This is a genomic window from Acinetobacter sp. ACZLY 512 (genome assembly GCF_023614015.1).
Taxonomy (GTDB): Bacteria; Pseudomonadota; Gammaproteobacteria; order Pseudomonadales; family Moraxellaceae; genus Acinetobacter; species Acinetobacter soli.
The window spans coordinates 1-18,016 of sequence record NZ_JAKIVI010000002.1 but is presented as its reverse complement, the minus strand read 5'-3'; the positions used below and the strand labels follow the sequence as shown (position 1 = coordinate 18,016).

The 18,016-nt window shown below is 43.3% G+C and carries 20 protein-coding genes; 9 read left to right on the top strand and 11 right to left on the bottom strand.

Annotation, left to right across the window (positions count from 1 at the left end; translation table 11 throughout):
• Positions 1-8 precede the first annotated feature (8 nt).
• Positions 9-1,253: a YihY family inner membrane protein gene (locus L2096_RS02520; RefSeq protein WP_004934611.1), complete on the bottom strand. Its 1,245-nt coding sequence runs from the start codon at positions 1,251-1,253 to the stop codon at positions 9-11.
• A gap of 116 nt (positions 1,254-1,369) precedes the next feature.
• On the opposite strand from L2096_RS02520, the gene wrbA reads away from it, so the two are divergent.
• Positions 1,370-1,966, top strand: a complete 597-nt coding sequence (gene wrbA, locus L2096_RS02515) for an NAD(P)H:quinone oxidoreductase (protein WP_025095654.1) — start codon at positions 1,370-1,372, stop codon at positions 1,964-1,966.
• Between the two features lie 73 nt (positions 1,967-2,039).
• Positions 2,040-2,684, top strand: coding sequence for a LysE family translocator (locus L2096_RS02510; protein WP_250364818.1), 645 nt, complete (start codon positions 2,040-2,042; stop codon positions 2,682-2,684).
• Here the strand turns inward: L2096_RS02510 and L2096_RS02505 are convergent.
• The 8 genes from L2096_RS02505 to miaB all read right to left on the bottom strand — a co-directional run bounded on the left by L2096_RS02505 (position 2,679) and on the right by miaB (position 9,125).
• Positions 2,679-3,065, bottom strand: coding sequence for a hypothetical protein (locus L2096_RS02505; protein WP_004934624.1), 387 nt, complete (start codon positions 3,063-3,065; stop codon positions 2,679-2,681). The genes L2096_RS02510 and L2096_RS02505 overlap by 6 nt on opposite strands.
• A gap of 169 nt (positions 3,066-3,234) precedes the next feature.
• On the bottom strand, positions 3,235-3,810 hold the full coding sequence (locus L2096_RS02500; protein WP_004934626.1) for a xanthine phosphoribosyltransferase: 576 nt from the start codon (positions 3,808-3,810) through the stop codon (positions 3,235-3,237).
• Between the two features lie 145 nt (positions 3,811-3,955).
• On the bottom strand, positions 3,956-4,672 hold the full coding sequence (locus L2096_RS02495) for a DUF3108 domain-containing protein (protein ID WP_004934628.1): 717 nt from the start codon (positions 4,670-4,672) through the stop codon (positions 3,956-3,958).
• A 156-nt stretch (positions 4,673-4,828) separates the two neighbouring features.
• The gene (locus L2096_RS02490; RefSeq protein WP_004934635.1) at positions 4,829-5,512 is read right to left on the bottom strand and encodes a hypothetical protein; all 684 of its coding nucleotides are present in this window, start codon (positions 5,510-5,512) and stop codon (positions 4,829-4,831) included.
• Between the two features lie 312 nt (positions 5,513-5,824).
• Complete coding sequence (locus L2096_RS16040) at positions 5,825-5,956, bottom strand: hypothetical protein (RefSeq protein ID WP_265735003.1); 132 nt, start codon at positions 5,954-5,956, stop codon at positions 5,825-5,827.
• 27 nt (positions 5,957-5,983) lie between these two features.
• Positions 5,984-6,466 (bottom strand): rRNA maturation RNase YbeY, encoded by a 483-nt coding sequence (gene ybeY / locus L2096_RS02485; RefSeq protein WP_004934638.1) that lies wholly within the window; start codon positions 6,464-6,466, stop codon positions 5,984-5,986.
• A gap of 83 nt (positions 6,467-6,549) precedes the next feature.
• The gene (locus L2096_RS02480) at positions 6,550-7,632 is read right to left on the bottom strand and encodes a PhoH family protein (protein ID WP_004934640.1); all 1,083 of its coding nucleotides are present in this window, start codon (positions 7,630-7,632) and stop codon (positions 6,550-6,552) included.
• 41 nt (positions 7,633-7,673) lie between these two features.
• Positions 7,674-9,125 carry a tRNA (N6-isopentenyl adenosine(37)-C2)-methylthiotransferase MiaB gene (gene miaB / locus L2096_RS02475; RefSeq protein ID WP_250364817.1) on the bottom strand — a complete coding sequence of 484 codons (1,452 nt, stop codon included), beginning with the start codon at positions 9,123-9,125 and terminating at the stop codon, positions 7,674-7,676.
• Between the two features lie 318 nt (positions 9,126-9,443).
• Here miaB and L2096_RS02470 point away from each other — a divergent pair, with 318 nt between their 5' ends.
• The 4 genes from L2096_RS02470 (at position 9,444) to L2096_RS02455 (ending at position 13,625) form a co-directional block, all read left to right on the top strand.
• Complete coding sequence (locus L2096_RS02470; protein WP_029952340.1) at positions 9,444-11,360, top strand: lytic transglycosylase domain-containing protein; 1,917 nt, start codon at positions 9,444-9,446, stop codon at positions 11,358-11,360.
• Positions 11,361-11,397: 37 nt separating this feature from the next.
• Positions 11,398-12,063: a ribonuclease T2 gene (locus L2096_RS02465; protein WP_004934648.1), complete on the top strand. Its 666-nt coding sequence runs from the start codon at positions 11,398-11,400 to the stop codon at positions 12,061-12,063.
• A 178-nt stretch (positions 12,064-12,241) separates the two neighbouring features.
• Positions 12,242-13,228, top strand: coding sequence for a malate dehydrogenase (locus L2096_RS02460; protein WP_004934651.1), 987 nt, complete (start codon positions 12,242-12,244; stop codon positions 13,226-13,228).
• 151 nt (positions 13,229-13,379) lie between these two features.
• The gene (locus L2096_RS02455) at positions 13,380-13,625 is read left to right on the top strand and encodes a DUF2789 family protein (protein WP_004934654.1); all 246 of its coding nucleotides are present in this window, start codon (positions 13,380-13,382) and stop codon (positions 13,623-13,625) included.
• A gap of 31 nt (positions 13,626-13,656) precedes the next feature.
• Here the strand turns inward: L2096_RS02455 and L2096_RS02450 are convergent, their stop codons facing one another.
• Positions 13,657-14,184, bottom strand: a complete 528-nt coding sequence (locus L2096_RS02450; RefSeq protein ID WP_119025332.1) for a hypothetical protein — start codon at positions 14,182-14,184, stop codon at positions 13,657-13,659.
• 87 nt (positions 14,185-14,271) lie between these two features.
• The gene (locus L2096_RS02445; RefSeq protein WP_025095649.1) at positions 14,272-14,880 is read right to left on the bottom strand and encodes a 2OG-Fe(II) oxygenase; all 609 of its coding nucleotides are present in this window, start codon (positions 14,878-14,880) and stop codon (positions 14,272-14,274) included.
• A gap of 112 nt (positions 14,881-14,992) precedes the next feature.
• Here L2096_RS02445 and L2096_RS02440 point away from each other — a divergent pair, with 112 nt between their 5' ends.
• Genes L2096_RS02440 through L2096_RS02430 form a run of 3 tightly spaced genes read left to right on the top strand, consistent with a single transcriptional unit; the run spans position 14,993 to position 17,819 of the window.
• Complete coding sequence (locus L2096_RS02440; RefSeq protein ID WP_004934667.1) at positions 14,993-15,850, top strand: 23S rRNA (adenine(2030)-N(6))-methyltransferase RlmJ; 858 nt, start codon at positions 14,993-14,995, stop codon at positions 15,848-15,850.
• Positions 15,851-15,892: 42 nt separating this feature from the next.
• On the top strand, positions 15,893-16,726 hold the full coding sequence (pssA, locus tag L2096_RS02435; RefSeq protein ID WP_004934670.1) for a CDP-diacylglycerol--serine O-phosphatidyltransferase: 834 nt from the start codon (positions 15,893-15,895) through the stop codon (positions 16,724-16,726).
• Positions 16,727-16,745: 19 nt separating this feature from the next.
• Positions 16,746-17,819 carry a DUF6670 family protein gene (locus L2096_RS02430; protein ID WP_004945251.1) on the top strand — a complete coding sequence of 358 codons (1,074 nt, stop codon included), beginning with the start codon at positions 16,746-16,748 and terminating at the stop codon, positions 17,817-17,819.
• The last annotated feature ends 197 nt before the right edge of the window (positions 17,820-18,016 follow it).

Genomic DNA, 18,016 nt, shown 5'->3' with positions numbered 1-18,016 from the left:
AGACCGAATCACTTGCTTTCAAATAGAGTCGACAAGGGCATCGAAAGTTTTGCCGCCAGATAATCATCGGCATCAATCAGCGCAGGGCCAATTTTTTGCATCCATTCATCATCGGGATGAATGTTGCCGACATCCTGACGCAAGGGCAAAGCAAAAGGCAGTGCGGTAAAGAAGGTCCAGAAGTCGACTTGCGACAGATTACGCACCAATACGTATTCATCCTTATCGGTGCGTTTAATCAGATTTTGCTGTTCAAGCAAATGCACATAACTTGGCCAGCGACCAATTTCGCCGCGCCCTAAAATATCCAATGCTTCAAGATCAGTCACACTTTCGCCCTTTTTCTGTTTCTTATAAAACAGCTCAAGTACATCGAGCAGCATTAACACAGGATGGCGTGTTTGAATTTTTTCAGAATGAAATGCGGTCAGTGCATAGCTAACTTCTACTCCGAGCAACACAATATTCCAAGACAAGAAAATCCAGAGCAGAAAAATAGGAATGGCAGCAAAAGCACCATAGACCAACTCGTAGCTGGTAAAATTGGACATCAGAAAGCTGAAGATATGTTTGAGTAACTCAAAAATAGTGGCACTAAAACATGCGGCAATAATGGCTGAATACATCGGTACCGTTCGATTTGGAATCGTCCAATACAGAATAAAAAAGCCCAAAATGGTCAAGCCGAAAGAAATGAGCCACAAGATAAAGGCACCATTAAGTTCATAGCCAGCAAAATTGCTGCTCAGAATATTCATCGATGCAACGGTCGATGAAATCACGAAGGCGCTGCCCAATATAATGGGTCCAAGTGAAATAATGGTCCAATAGCGCATAAAGCCAATCAGGCCCGTGCGGGTTTCCTGAACACGCCAGATCCGGTTAAACGCCGTTTCAATGGTACTGAGCATCATCACTGTAGTAATAAACAAAAATAACACCCCAATGACAGTCAAATTACTGGATTTTTCAGTGAATGAATTGAGTAATCGGTCAAATGCAATGGTACTTTTCGGCAAAAAATTACTGTAAATCAGCTGTTGCAGTTGCTGACGGGCAGGTTCGAGTGCCTTGATGGAAGAGATGATCACCAAAAAAACGGTCAGCATCGGAACCACCGCAAATAAGGTGGTATAGGTGAGAGAGCCCGCTTGTTCGCGACAACGGTCGGCTTCAAAACGTTTCAACACAAATAAAATGAATTGGAACCATTTTTTCTCATAAAAAGGTAGTTTTTTAAATAGATCTAGCATAAAAATGATGCCCCAATTTTATAATCATGATGTTTCTTCAGTTTCAGTGTTAAAGCTTAGCCAAAAAAGCGCACAAATATCGTATAGTTTTCTTTTTAACAAAGTTTTTAAAAATTATGCAACCTTATGTACTTGTCTTGTATTACAGCAAATATGGCTCGACACAACAAATGGCGCATTTGATTGCCAATGGTATTGAAGCACAGGGCATTGCCACTAAAATTAGAACCGTCCCGAATCTGACCACGACTGTGAGTGAGCTTGAACCTGCGGTGCCAGATACAGGAGATGTCTATTGCACACTCGATGATTTGGCCGGGTGTTCAGGACTGGCAGTGGGTTCACCTACACGCTTTGGGAATATGGCCAGTGAAATGAAATATTTTTGGGACCAGACCACCAGTTTGTGGCTCAATGGTGCCTTGCACGATAAACCTGCATGTGTATTTACTGCATCTGGTTCGATGCATGGCGGTCAGGAAAGTACCTTGCTGAGTATGCTCAATCCACTGTTCCACCATGGCATGATGATTTTAGGGCTTCCCAATTCACTTCCGGCGCTGTCTAACACCAAAACTGGCGGAACGCCATATGGTGCCAGCCATGTCAGTGGGCCACGTCACGATCAAGCGCTCAGCCAAGATGAAAAAACATTGTGTGAAGCGATGGGGAAACGTTTGGCAACGACGGTCAAAAAACTCACACAGCATTAACAGCCTTTACAACTTGATATTCTAAAAAAACTGCAGGCCCTGTGCTTAGGGCATTGCAGCATGGTGTATTTCGATGAATTATTTTATTTTGGCACTGTATATCTTTAGTATTCTGGTCATGATTGCCACGCCTGGTCCCGTCATGTTACTGGTAGCCAGTACAGGCCTGAAGCAAGGATATCTGGCAGCGTTAAAAACAATATTAGGCACCAATCTGGCCTCACTCATTTTAATCGGTGTTTCTATTTTGATGCTTAAGGGTCTATTTACCGTCAACGCAATTTTGTTTGAAGGTATTAAATTATTAGGATGTCTTTATATTGCCTACTTGGGTATTCAGATTTTAAAGTCTTACCGGCTTGAACCAGCACAAAACCTCACCACCTCGAACGTTCAGGGTGGATTCCAGCGCGGTTTTTTAACGGGAATATCCAATCCTAAGGATATTATTTTCTTTTCCTCATTTTTTCCGCAGTTTATTGGTTTACACCCTGATCTGAATATTAGCCTGAGTATATTGGTGGTGGTCTGGATTGCGCTGGATTTTCTGACGTTATCGCTGGTGTATTTGGGCTTTAAGCGTCTATCAGATTCGATATGGAGTAACAAGATACTGGCGATTTGCGGTATGGTTCTATTATTGATTGCAGCGTATGGTCTATATAATTCCCTAACTTGGCTGATTTCATACCAAGCAGGGAACGGATATGCATTATAAAATGCGGTTAAAGCGCGTGCCGCACTTTTCGCAGCGGTAATCTTGAAAAATATTTTTATCAATTACAACGCCGGCTTTTTTACCAAAACGATTGCCCAAAAAGCCGCCGGTAATTCCGACACTAATAGCACCAACAAACGTACCAATCGTACCGCCTACAATGACACCGAGTGGTCCTGCCACAGTACCGATTGCGGCGCCCACTGAAGCACCAGAGGCTGCACCGCCGACTGTACCTGCGGCTGCACCAGCCGAAGTTAATAATACGCCGCTGGCTTTTTGTATCATTTGCTGCTCATGATTGCGTTGCTCAATTTCGGTCGAGCCACATTTGGGGCAGACCACTGGGCTATCTTGTTCGTTTGAAGAAGTCTCGGTCATCTATTTTTAGATCCTGTTGGCCGTGCGTAAAAGCTAGGGCGGTAATTGCATTCTAGCGAAATAAAATAATAAAAGTTTAGTAGGCTTGTAAATGGTCAAATCGAATGTTTCAGACATTAAAAAAGCGCCGAAGCGCTTTTTTTGACATTAAAACTCAGTTGTAAATGTCTTATTCTTTCACAAATGTCACAGTGCCGTTTTCGAGCGAGGCAACACGTGCCAAAGACTCAACGCGATACCCTTTCTCAAGCAAAAGATCACGACCTGGCTGGAAGGATTTTTCAATCACAATACCCACACCAATAATTTCAGCACTGGCTTGGTGGATCAAATCGATAAGACCCAAAGCAGCTTGACCATTGGCCAAAAAGTCATCAATCACCAGAACTTTATCAGTCGAACTGATGTGCTTGTTTGAAATGGCAATGGTGCTTTCAACTTGTTTGGTAAACGAAAATACCTTCGAGCGATAAAGATCATCTTTGAGTGTCAACGATTGATACTTACGCGCAAAAATGACAGGCACTGACAGTTCGAGACCCGCCATCACGGCTGGGGCAATCCCTGATGCTTCAATCGTAACAATCTTGGTGATCCCTGTATCTTTAAATCGCGCAGCAAACTCTTTACCAATCTGTTGCATAAGGACAGGATCGATTTGGTGATTTAAGAACGCATCAACTTTCAACACCTGATCAGATAGAACGATGCCTTCAGTTAAGATTTTCTGTTCTAGTGCGTACACAGGAGAATCCTCTAGGACGGATGCTTTTTCAAGCAAAAGCGTATTTTAAAAAGCATCTGAAAAAATGCAAGCCAAAATCGACAAAAAAGTTGATCACTTAGTCAAAAATGGCTTGTCTTTATAAAGAGAATATTCAGCTGAACGACTAGTTGGTTTTACCGGTATAGCTAGTCAATAATAGCCCATAAGAAGTTTTACCATCGATATGGCTCACTTTTACAGGTAAGTAATCGAGCTTCGGTGCCAACCAGAAAATGGTACTTTTTTCCGCTTTATCATGCTGAATGACCACTTTAATGGTGTTATAGGTACCATAAGGTGTTTTGATCGATTCGGTACCCTGTTTGACAAAACGACGCGTATCAATGCCTTTAGCATCTGCAATCGGATAGGTCGATTTTAAGCCTGAGCCTTGCAAGTCTTCACGAATTTGCAATTCGGCATTGAGTTCATCGAGTACACCTTGTTGCCATGCAAATGAACGCTTTTTATCGTCTTTTTGCGTGTTGATCATTTTACTTGATGGATTAAAGTTAATGTTCATGGTGTTGCTATGCACCAGAATTTTACTGGTACGATTAAATTGCTGCGAGGTAATTTTACCGTTTGACCAGTTAAATTTACTGGTTTCGCTTGCAGATGCAATGGCGCCTGCTTTTGCAGAGAAATTGTAGGTCCAGTTGTTACCACTTTGCTGAGTCAAGCTTCGTGTAGCAGAACCGAGGTTTTTACCGTTGTAGGTAAATTGATAGTTGGCCTGAAATGGACTCATGGCGAGGGTATGTGTAGAGAACCCCGCAAACAACAGGGCACTAGAAAGTCCTGCTGCAAAAGTTAAGGTTTTCGTTACATGATTTGCCATACAGAGATCCTTATCGTTTTTAAAATAAACAAGATTGTACCTGAGAACAATCAATTAAAACCAATCATGATGATGCCACGAGATCATGAAGAAAATGCCAATATTCGATCACATTCTGTAAAAGAAGCGGATGAAACGGTGTGCTAAGTTGGCGATTTAATCTTCTTTTTGTTTGATGGGCGTGATTTCAGTCTCGGCGATATCGAGTTCTTCATCAATTTCGTCATATTCATCTTCAGATTTGCTAAAGAGAGCCATCAAATTCACATTGCCCATGATGACCAGTTCTGCATCGCGTAATACCGCATGATTCACGTGTACTTTGGCTAATGTTTCAATAATTTTACGATTTTTACCTAACCAGCGGTTTAAATCCAGATACAGTAAATCATCACGTACTTTAACCACATCAAATTTTTCTAAAATTACCCCCAGTGGGTCTTTTTTAAGGACTTTTTGATAGAAAAAGAGCGCTGATTTCACTGCAAATTTCTGAAAGATATTCTTGTAGGTGGCTGTGACGATTTGCGTGTCACTAATTTGCTCAAAAACAATCAATTGCAGCTCTTTGTTCAGCTCCATCTGAATGAGTTTTAAGTCGACTGAAAGTGTAGTATGTAAGCCCTTCACATTTAATGTGGCATACAGGCGTAACCAGTCGTTATATAAATCGGCATGCAGATCTTCAAGAATTTCAACATTGTCTGTCACATAGCGTTTAAACGTTGCATTGAGAAAAACCTGAGAGAGTGGAAATTCACGTTCTTCTTCAATGAAGTCTTCAGCTTTACGATAGACTCGCTGAAGCTGTTTAGCAATCGATGACAGAATTGTTGGCATAAAAGCGTTCCAAAATAAAGTTGAACACATTGAAATGATCAGAAATTACAAATCAGAAAATTCGCAAATCACACATTTCAGTTTCAGGAGAAGTCTAATTTTTTTTAAATTGAGCGGGTGCGCAATTCCCTTTAAAGTTGATTACATTTGTGCACAAATTACAAGTGTTATGATAACGACTTTTTTCGTCTTACGATGCAATATTTTGTGATCGAGTTAACAATTCAGATATATTTGCTTTATATAAGATCATTTGATCGTTTAATGTTTCAATAGGATTTTGCACATAAAAAAGAGATGTTGTTTCTCGATCTAGCCATCGAGTGGATCTTTAGGAGTATGCACAATCATCATCAACATTTTTTTGGCCAATGGAATAAAAATTAATATAAGCGGATACGCAATCAGCCAAGACAGCATCAAAAAGACCGCATTTGCGGTCATTAAAATGGGAAACAGATCAGCGAACAGTTAATCTTGTTCGAGATACGGATTGGCCAAGCCGAGTTTAGCCAAAATCTCAATTTCAAGTGCCTCCATTTCCTCGGCATCTTCTTCACTTATTTCATGATCATAGCCGAGTAAATGCAAGGTGCCATGTACCAGCATATGCATAAAATGATCATAGGCCGCTTTTTTTTGATCAATCGCTTCTTGCAAAACCACTGGAATACAGATCACCAGATCACCCAGTGGACGCGCATCGAGTAACGGTAAAATATCTTCTGGAAAGTCACTTGGAAAAGACAGCACATTAGTAGATTTATCTTTACCGCGATACTCGAGGTTGAGGCGATGACTTTCCTCATGATCGACACAGGCAATCCCAATTTCACAATCCGACTGCACATCGACATGACGCAATGTCATTTCGATGGCTTTTTTAAGCGGAGCTCGTTTCAAAATTAAATCGGGCGATTGCACATCGTCTTGCAAACTAAGATTGAGTTTCAAAATATTACCTTCATAAAAATAGGGGAAAGCATGGCAATCCCCTGATTTAAGTGTATTGTTAAAATGGGTACAAGAGCTATAACTTAAGCTTCCTGATGCTGGGCATCCGCAGCGGCATCATGTTCACTCATTAAGGCTTCCTGTCGCGCTTTACGTTCAGCGCGTGCTTCAGAACTTAAGCGATTTTGTTCAGAATCCCAGCCTTCATAGGCTTCAACAATCTTCTGAACCAATTGGTGACGGACCACGTCACGCGAGTGAAAACGCGTAATGTGAATTTCTTTAACCGGCTCCAGCACGCGTAGAGCGTGTGCCAGACCCGACTGCTGACCGCGAGGCAAATCCACCTGAGTGATGTCGCCAGTGATGACCGCGCGTGAACCAAACCCTAAGCGGGTCAGGAACATTTTCATCTGTTCTGGTGTGGTATTCTGGGCTTCGTCCAGAATAACAAAGGAATGATTCAGTGTACGACCGCGCATATACGCCAGTGGTGCCACCTCAATGACTTGACGTTCGATCAGCTTGGCCACTTTTTCAAAACCGAGCATTTCGTAAAGCGCATCATACAAGGGACGTAAGTACGGATCGATTTTCTGTGCCAGATCGCCCGGCAAGAACCCCAGTTTTTCACCTGCTTCAACTGCAGGTCGAACCAGTAGAATGCGCTGAATTTCATTGCGTTCTAGCATATCGACGGCCGCAGCTACCGCAAGATAGGTTTTACCTGTTCCTGCAGGCCCGATCCCAAACGAAATATCGCTTTGTAAAATACGCTGCACATAACGTTTTTGATTGGTTCCGCGTGGATTGATACGACCTTTTGGGGTCTGTAACCAGACATTATCAAGACCTGTATGTTCCTGATTTGCATCATCCATCAGTTCTCGATCTGTCTGGCTGCCTTGAATCATAAGGTGCAAAATATCGGCACTGATCTGATCGGAAATTTCAGATTCGTCGTAAAGACGCTGGAGCAGGGACTCAGCTCGCTCGACTGCATCAATGTCACCATCGATGTAGAACGCGTCACCACGATGAGTAATTTGTACATCTAAACGCTGTTCAATCTGCTTCAAATGACCGTTGTATGCACCAAGCATGCTTTTTAAACGGGTCATTGAAACGCCGGGAAAATTAACGGTACGTCGAATCGCTGCAGTCAAAGAATTATCCTTTTTGTAGCCTTTGTTCTAGTACCCTTACATTACGCCACGTCAGGCTCAAGATTCAAGAGCTCACCGTAAACTAAATTTAAAGTTTTAATTTCGGTAATCTCGATTTCTGCAAAACGCCCCACCCATGCTGCATCACCAATAAAAGTGACCATACGGGTATTGTCCGCTGTGCCGAGTAAAAGATTCGGATCTTTATCAGATACTTTCTCAATTAAAACCCGCTGTATCGTGCCTTTCATGGCATCGGTCTTACGGATACTCGATTGTTTGATCCAGTGTTGCACCTTGGCCAATCGCTCTTTTTTCACATCTTCAGAGGTCGTATCTTCAAGCTCGGCAGCCGGTGTTCCCGGGCGTTTTGAGTAAACAAAACTATACGAATGATCAAAATCCAAGTCTTTGATAAACTGATAAGTTTCTTCGAAATGCTCATCGGTTTCACCCGGAAAGCCAATGATAAAATCACTAGAGAGATGCATATCGGGGCGAACAGCACGTAGCTTGGCAATTTTCTCGATATACACATCAATGGTGTGGTTTCGTTTCATGGCTTTTAAAACTGCATTTGAACCACTTTGAACAGGTAAATGCAGGTGCGAGACCATTTGCGGTAAATCACGGTAGCACTGGATAAGATCTTCTGAAAACTCAAGTGGATGCGATGTGGTATAGCGCAAGCGACCTATGCCCGGGATTTCTGAAACGAGTCGTAACAATTCAGGGAAGGTACAGATCCCGCCGTCGAATGTCTCGCCGCGATAACCGTTTACATTTTGACCAAGGAGCGAGATTTCACGCACGCCTTTTTCGGCCAGACCCGCAATTTCAGCCAGAACGTCGTCGAGTGGGCGCGACACTTCTTCGCCACGCGTATACGGCACTACACAAAACGAACAGTATTTTGAGCAGCCTTCCATAATCGAAACAAATGCTTTAAAGCCCTCAACTCGCGGTTCAGGCAAAAAGTCGAATTTCTCGATATCTGGAAAGGAAATATCCACCAGCTTGATTTTGTCTTTTTTAGGTTTTTCAATCTGATCTTGATACTGATCTAACATCTGTGGCAAACGATGTAAGGTTTGCGGACCAAAGACCATATCGACATATGGCGCGCGTTTTTGAATATTGTCGCCTTCTTGAGAGGCCACGCAGCCACCCACGCCAATAATCAGCTCTGGATTTTTATCTTTTAGCTTGCGCCAGCGCCCCAATTCACTAAATACTTTTTCCTGCGCTTTTTCACGAATCGAACAGGTGTTCATTAGCAAAATGTCGGCTTCTTTGGGATCTTGCGTCAACACATAACCGTGAGAGTCGCCGAGAAGATCTGCCATACGGTGACTGTCATACTCATTCATCTGACACCCTTGAGTTTCAATATACAGTTTTTTAATTGAAACATCAGGGGTGTGCGTTGGCTGGGTAACAGTGTTTTCTGAGGCAGCTTTGGCACCATTTGGAATGAAGGTTTGAACCGTCATGTAGGCTCCTAAAACAAACGGGATAACGCACGTATTTTAACTACGCACTTTGAAAGGCCGCAATTGTAGCAGTAATTGCACAAAAGATAGCAAATTAAATCGGGCACAATACGTATTGATTTTCCAGTTAAAATATAATCATGATTAATTTTGGTGAATCAGAAGGTTACATAACACAACAGTAGGATGCATGAAGAATAATTACACTAGCACTGCATACCGAATGTTGGGGTTTGAAAAAAAGCATCTATGGCATGGAATAAAAACAGCAAATCATTACTTGCAACGCTTCTAAATCGCCGGCTGATTCGCTTGAGTATGCTTGGAAGTTTGGCTACGTTGTCAGGCTCTACCGTTTTTGCTGCCGAAGAACAGTTTAACGATGCGCTCCGTGCCGCCAGTGCTGGCGACACCGTACTCTTAGAGCAGTATCAGCTGTCCATGCAAAATGATGTTCTGGGTTACTACCCCGAGTACTGGAAACTCAATACCAATCTGGTGTTGCAACCACCCGCGAATATTGTTGCTTTTGCCCAGCGCTATCCACAGTCTGCCATGGCAGAAAAGCTTTCTGCAGATTATGTCGAAGAAAAAGTCAAACTTGGCGACTATGTTAGTCCGCAAAGTGTGGTGCCGTATGTGACCAATCCCGATCGTGCAGAAAGCTGTGCACTGGCACAAGTACGTGCCAAAGCGGGCGATGATCTGGTTTTTGCCGAATACAAAGATGTCTGGCTCACGACAAATACCCAGCCAGATTTATGTAACGGTTTGGGACGTATGATGCTTTCAAGTCCACTGATGACCACTCAGGATAAAAAACAGCGTTTGTGGGGGCAGTTGCGTGCGGGTCAGTCCGGGTTGGCGCTCAGTACTGCACAGACCATTGGCGTGAATTTATCTTTAGCGCAGCTCAATCAGATTCAGGCGGCACCACAGAACTATTTATGGTCGGCACCTAAAAACAACGATGCCGATTATGCTTATCTCATTTATGCAACAGGCCGTTTGGCAGATACTGACCTAAACGGTGCGCTGGCTTCGGTTCGACGCAACGCCGAAGGCACGCCAGCAGACGTTCAGAAATATCTTTATCGCACTGTCGCCTATATTGGCGGCACCACGGTGATGAAAAATAACTTTAACCGCGATGTGTTGACCTTGTTTGACATGAGTTACGGTTACCCGTTTAGCCCAGAAGAAGCCGAAATTTACGCACGACAGGCAATTCGTTTTGGGGCATGGGAAAGTGTGATTCGCGCGATTGATAGTATGTCGGTGGCGCAAAAGCAAGAAGATCGCTGGCAATACTGGCTTGCACGCGCCTCTGAGCAGCGCAATGATGCAAATGCCAAGGCAACAGCCCAGCAAATCTATCGTAAGCTGGCGCAATCTGGCGATGACTATCACAATTTGCTTGCCAAAGACCGTTTGGGTGAGCGCTACAGTAATATTCCGCCGTATGCGCAAGCCACCGCCAGCGACCTCGATCGGTTACGCCGAGATATTCATTTTAATCGTGCATTTACACTGCGCCGTATCAATGCACCAGACAATTATGTTAATCGTGAGTGGAACTGGGCTGTTCGTCAGGCGTATTTGCGTAACGACGATGGTTTATTGCTTGCAGCTGCACAGCGTGCCCAAGAAATGGGCTGGTATGATCGTGCGATTTATGCCGCAGACCGTACAGTAAGCAAGCATAATTATGGTTATCGTTATATTATGCCGCATCAGGTGACGGTGGTGAACCATAGCCAAAATGCAGGTATTGATCCGGCGTGGGCATACGGTTTAATGCGTCAGGAAAGCCGTTTTGTGACTTCTGCGCGTTCTCATGTTGGTGCAGGAGGCTTGATGCAGATCATGCCTGATACCGCCAAACTGGTTGCGCGTCAGATGGGAGAAACCTACAATCCGGCGGCCTTAACCGATATGAATACCAATATTCGATATGGTACCTTTTACTTGTCCATGATTCAGAATCAGCTGAGTGGCAATGCCGTTTTAGCGACGGCAGGCTATAATGCAGGCCCGAATCGGGCACGACGTTGGCAACCGGATACCCAAACGATTGCAGCAGATCAATACACAGAAAGTATTCCGTTAACCGAAACACGTGACTATGTAAAACATGTGATGACCAATGCATCGCACTATGGTGTTCTGTTGGGGCAAGGTGCGCAATCTTTGCAACAGCGAATGCGTGCTATTCCAGTACGAAGTACACCTTAATCGGGTTTTCCTTGAAATAACGTTAAGTTTTGATTCGATGAAAAAAACAAGTTTTGTATCCAAATATTTGGCAGGGTTGATAGGCGCATGTTTATGGGTCTATGTACTTATCGTCACACCACAGGTCCACGCCGATTCTGGTCGATTACAAGGCTATGTCATGCAAATTGAAATGACACCCGCAGTCTGCTCAATAGATGCATCCAAACGTAAACAGCGCAAGTGTCTCGAAGGTTATTCTCTTACAGTGATGGGCCTGATTCCAGAAACAGGCAATATTACCGAATGTAAAACCAATTCATCGGCCATGCTCTCTCCGATACAAACCAGTGTAGTGGCCCGTTTGATGCCAGACGAGAGTGCTCGTACGCAACTCTGGCGAGGAGTTGGCGGATGTGTGCCTATGAATGCCAGCCAATATTTCCGAACGATTGTTAACTTTGCAGATCGTTTGAAAATTCCATCTGAGCTGACTGGTCCCACCACTAAAGATGTGCAGAAAAATACCATTCGACAGCAGTTTTTAAGACTTAATCCATCGCTTCCCGCCAGTGGCATTAAATTTACCTGCCAAAGCTCGCGCTCTAAACCCATTCTGACCGAGGTTCAGGTGTGTTATCAGGTCAGCGGTGCTTATACGCAGTGTGCCAGTCATGTGGTGTCGAGTTGCCCAGAAGAATTTACCATTAAAGGTAGTTATTAGACCTTGGTCCAAAGCCTTGTTATTTTATTCATATTTCCTATCATACTTTTGTTGAAATCCATTCTCTTTTACATGCAACTGTTGTGGGTTTGGAGTACAATCTTTGCCGTTTATGATTATTAGATTAAATGGACGAACTGTTTAATCATCTTAACGATCCTCAATTGGAGATAATTACATGAAGCAACCCGTTCGCGTTGCCGTTACTGGCGCTGCAGGTCAAATTGGTTACAGCTTATTATTCCGCATCGCAAGCGGCGAAATGTTAGGGAAAGACCAACCAGTTATTTTGCAATTGCTTGAAATTCCAGTTGAGAAAGCTCAACAAGCGCTAAAAGGCGTAATGATGGAACTTGACGACTGTGCATTCCCATTATTGGCGGGTATGATCGGTACAGATGATCCAAAAGTTGCATTTAAAGATGCAGACTATGCATTGTTAGTGGGTTCACGTCCACGTGGTCCAGGTATGGAGCGTGCTGACCTTCTTAAAGTGAATGGCGAGATTTTCATCGGTCAAGGTCAAGCGCTGAATGAAGTTGCTAGCCGTGACGTAAAGGTATTGGTTGTAGGTAACCCTGCGAACACCAATGCGTACATCGCAATGAAATCTGCTCCAGATCTTCCAGCGAAAAACTTTACTGCCATGCTACGTCTTGACCACAACCGTGCCTTGACTCAGCTTGCGCAAAAAGCGGGCGTTGCTGTATCTGACATCGAAAACATGACAGTATGGGGCAACCACTCACCAACCATGTATGCAGACTATCGTTTTGCAACTGCAAATGGTGAAAGCCTAAAAGACAAGATCAACGATGCGGCTTGGAACAAAGACGTGTTCCTTCCAACAGTAGGTAAACGTGGCGCTGCGATCATCGAAGCACGTGGTTTATCATCTGCTGCATCTGCTGCAAACGCAGCGATCGATCACATGCGTGATTGGGCGTTGGGTACAAACGGCAAATGGGTGACGATGGGTATTCCATCTGACGGTTCATACGGTATTCCAGAAGGCGTAATGTTTGGTTTCCCTGTGACGTGTGAAAATGGCGAATACAAAATTGTTCAAGGTCTTGAAATCGACGAGTTCAGCCGTGAACGCATCAACTTCACGTTGAATGAACTTGAAGAAGAGCGCGCTGCAATTGCAGACATGGTGAAATAATTCACCCTCGCATAAAAAAAGCACTTCTTATGAAGTGCTTTTTTTATGCTCATACAAACACTCACAAGAACACACACCGCTCAAACGGAAAACTCAAATCATATTGTTTATATTGAATATATAACAATATGATTTAAAAGAGGATGTCAGCATGTTTGAGTCACAACCTACATTAGAACTACTGTTTGAACAATTGGGCTTGGAAGCAACCCCGGAGGCTATCGAGCAATTTATCCAAACTCACCAGATTGCTGCTGAAACTAAACTTCATGAGGCCGAATTCTGGTCGGCTGGACAACGCCAGTTTCTAGAGAGTCACTGGGAAAAAGATGATGAATGGGCCATTGTGGTCGATGAGCTCAATCAACAATTGCATGTTGAGGCGCATTCATCTTAAGTTATAGTCTCAGCTCGAAGCTGGAAATTGATTAGTGAGTTTTTGAATGTATCAAAGCTTTGAACCAATCAAGCGAACGTACTGAATTAAATGCACTATGCTGTTGCAGCAATTCAAGATCCAGCTGTTCACTCTTTATGTATTTGTCGAGCCAGTGGCGTGTGAAGGCCAGCTCTTTTTTGACTATAGACGCATAAGCCAAAAAGAAATACACGTCACCATGATTTAAATGTGCGAGCGGCTTTAAAATTTGCTGGGTAATGAGCGCAAATTTGTTGTCTTGGCTTAATTCAAAATAAACCATATAGGCTTTTGCCAGTTGCAACGACAGGTCGATATACATCGACATCGGCATTTCCTCAAACTCCACGCGTGACTGCTCTAAAATGGCAATCGCTTCGTGTAAAAAATGCAGTCGCTCTTGGCGATTATGACTTAAAGTGACCAGTTGTAGTCGCAGATCACCTCGCTCCAATGCAAGCTCAGGAGAGTTGCCGTCAAGATAACGCTGATCCGTTTCTCCAATTCGTTCTACAATCATTTTGCTTGTATCAGACATATATTGATCCTCGAGATTCTTATGACATTAATGAGGGTAGATTTATCGTTTAAAAGACCCAAGGTAATATTGGTGATCGATATGATCTCAGCTTGACCAAGCGCTACTTGCACTTCGCAGCCAAGCGGTAATGGATAATCGCTGCTGATGAGACATTAAAACCTCATGCAACAAGTCACTTTGAAAGATTACTAAGCGATTAGGTCGTGGCTGAATGATATGCCACTCGCCATTTTTATCTTCAAGACGAAGTTGTCCACCCCAACTGTCTTGCCATGTTTGATGTAAATAATAGACGCTTGAAATCACGCGATGATTTTTTTGCTGCGGGTTGTCTCGGTGCAGCGCATAAAATTCACCAGCATTGTAGCGTGCGTAGTGCGCTTCAATATTTTGTATTCCAGTATAAAAAGCGCGATTAATCTCTTGTCCTAAAGCGTGTAATACATCGATGTGTTGTTGTGCGATAGGAAGCTGATCATCAATCCATAAAATATGATCACTACGAATCTGGCTCACCACGCCATTTTGAATCTGTGCTTCACGAAACGCATTCAAATGCTGAGTGCATTCGTTGGTTAGTTTTTGCATCAAGCTCAATGGATGCAACTGATCGATCAGACTAAAGCCTTTAAAATTAAGATCATCGAGCACACGATCCAGGTCAAATTCACAATTTGAATACTCGGGTTGCATACATTCTCAAAACTAAAAATCAATACTCTGAAGTATTCTAAAACATCCGATCGACACGTAAGTAAGTTTTTTCATGCTAATATAGCCGCTGATTTGAGGAATTATTTGAAAGATGAATTATCGTCACCATTTTCATGCGGGCAACTTTGCGGATGTAATGAAGCATGTGCTCCTGCTACAACTTTTGACAAAATTAAATGCCAAAGATAAGCCATATCGATATATCGATACGCATGGTGGGGCGGGAAAATACGACTTGTCACTTGCACCTGCGCAGAAGTCGGGTGAGTTTCTAACCGGTATTCATCGTCTGGTTCAATTGGGCGACATGGAAAAGCGTCAAGCACCTGAAGGCGTTCAGCAGTATCTAAAACTCGTTGAAGCACTTCGCGCTGAAGAAGGGCGGGGAACATATCCGGGTTCGCCTTGGTTTGCACTTCAAGGTATGCGCGAGACTGATAAAGCCACTGTATTTGAAATGCAGCGTGATGTTTTTCAGCAGTTACGTGACAACATTCGTGACAAGCGTGCTGGCTTACATGAGCGCGACGCTTACGAAGGCTTGCTTGCGGTGATTCCACCCAAAGAAAAACGTGGCTTGGTGATGATTGATCCACCTTACGAGCTAGAGCGTAAAGACTTTCCGCAGTTGGTCGAGCTGTTGTGTGAAGCCTACAAAAAATGGCCGACAGGCGTTTTTGCGGTATGGTATCCAATCAAAGACCGCGCCATGATTGATCGTTTTGAAAAGAAAATGATGAAAACCGGCATTCGTCGTCAATTGATTTGCGAAATTTGCGTATGGCCTGACGATACACCGGTCGGTTTAAATGGATGCGGATTATTGGTGATCAACCCACCTTGGCAGTTCTCAGAGCAAGCAGATCAAGCATTACAGTGGTTATTTCCCCATTTGCGTATGCAAGAGACCGGTGGACACGCGGCAGTGCGCTGGTTGGTTGGTGAATAATACGCGGCATCTAAGCGAGAGGATTCTTGGGAATACATAACAATGACAAATACACCAAAACTTGAAAATGACTCCAAGTCAGACGAGCATGGATTTGACGGCATCACTTTTGAAGTGGTCGAAGAAGAGCACACCAATGAAGGTCAGAAAGTTAAACGCCGTGGCATTTATCTCTGGCCCAATTTGATTACCACGGCAGCATTGCTGTCGGGGTTTTATTCGATCATTGCAAGTTTTAATGGCGATTTCGTTCACGCAGTGTATGCCATTTTCCTGGCAGCATTGCTCGATGGTCTAGACGGACGAGTGGCGCGTGCGATTGGTGCGCAAAGTGCTTTTGGTGAACAATACGATTCTTTATCCGACTTACTGGCTTTTGGTGTTGCACCAGCAATGCTGATGTACAGTTGGAGTCTGCATGATTTGGGTCGAATCGGGCTGGCCTGTTGTTTTATTTATACAGCATGTGCCGCATTTCGTCTGGCACGCTTCAACGTTCAAATTGGTGTAGTCGATAAACGTTATTTTATTGGTATTGCCAGTCCTCTAGCGGCTATTCTTGTGATTTCATTGGTTTGGGTCAGTCGTGATTATCCGTTTATCTTTGATGTGCGAGATATCGCCGTTCAAATCGGATATGCGGTTTATATGGTTGTTGTGGCCTTGCTCATGATCTCGAATATTAAATATTATTCGTTTAAAGAAATGGATCGTAAACGCGTTCCATTTGCCGTGATGTTGCCAGTGGTGCTAATTTTTGCAGCAATCACGTATAATATTCCTATGGGTATTTTAGTGGTATCACTGGTTTATGCATTATCTGGTTTTGTGACCACTTTATTTGCTCGAAAACAGGCTTCAGTCACCAAGACATAAATTCGAAGTGAGGTTGAGTATGCAGATGTTGATGACACCATTTAATCCATCGATGCAACTGAGTCCTCACTCCCGACAACGGACCTTGGCATATCATCCGCCCAAAGGGCGTTTTAAGTTGATTTATCAGGGTCTGATTTTGCCGGGCTTACCCGCACCGCTACACTACATCAATTTCATGAGCCTGATCGGTCAGGCGAAAATTCCGATTTTATACAATAAAAATATTCTCAAACACAAAGCGTTAGATACCGCATCAGTTTTTGTCAGTTCGAGTCCGCATCTGGCAGGTCAACTCAAATCCTATTCCATTTCAGAACAATGTCATTTCAGATCTGACGCATTTAATTTTGATCAGCAAGACGTTATTCAAGGCTATTTTCCAGATTTTCACTTTAAACGAACCGACTCTGCTTTGAGCGTGGATTTGAAAGTACATACTGTTAATGTACTGTCACACTACACTCCTTTAAAGTGGGGCGTGTTTGAACACTGGTCGCTTTTGTGCTGGTGTCAAGGGCGCGTGATGTTTGAAAATCACTGCTATGAAGTGCAGGGCATGGGGAGTTTTGAATATGCACGCTCTGCGCATTTGCCTTATATGCCCGTTTGTTTCTTTACTCATCATGTTTTAAATTTGACTGATCAGTTACAGGTACTTTTGACTCAAGTACGCAATCAATGGAACCAGATTATTTATTCACGCGCCGATTTACGGAATTTGGATGGCCGTGTAGAAAGCTATAAAGACAATGTGTTTTTTCAGATACAGCGCGTCTATCCAAAAGTGACGACCCCCAATTTTAAAGAAATGTATTTGCCGCGTGAGTTCTTATGGCAGGTATATGTGAAAGACTGTTTGTTATTAGAGGTCAAAGGAAAGAGTCGAGGCGATTTTAAATTCGGTTTGGCAGCAGGTTATGCCGGAAGCTTTCAATTCAATGCGATTTATAACAATCAACATTACAAGGGCGAAGCTGGGTATATCGAATACATCGATATGCGGCCGTTACACTGGCAAGAAAAAGATCAAAGTGCATTATTAGAGCTTAAAAACACTGAAATTCAGCCTTGTATACTAAAAAAAGATTAAAAATAAACCGAAAATCATAATTTCGAACAAAAACTGTTCGCTTGAAAAAAAAGAAAGGCGAAAGGGGTTGTAAAGGAATGGGGATGGTGTAGAATGCACATCCATCGGCGGTGATGCAGATAGAAACTTGTTGAAAAACAGTAACTTGGCTTGAGTGGTTAGGTTGTGGGTTTGAAGATAAAGTTTTAAAAATATCG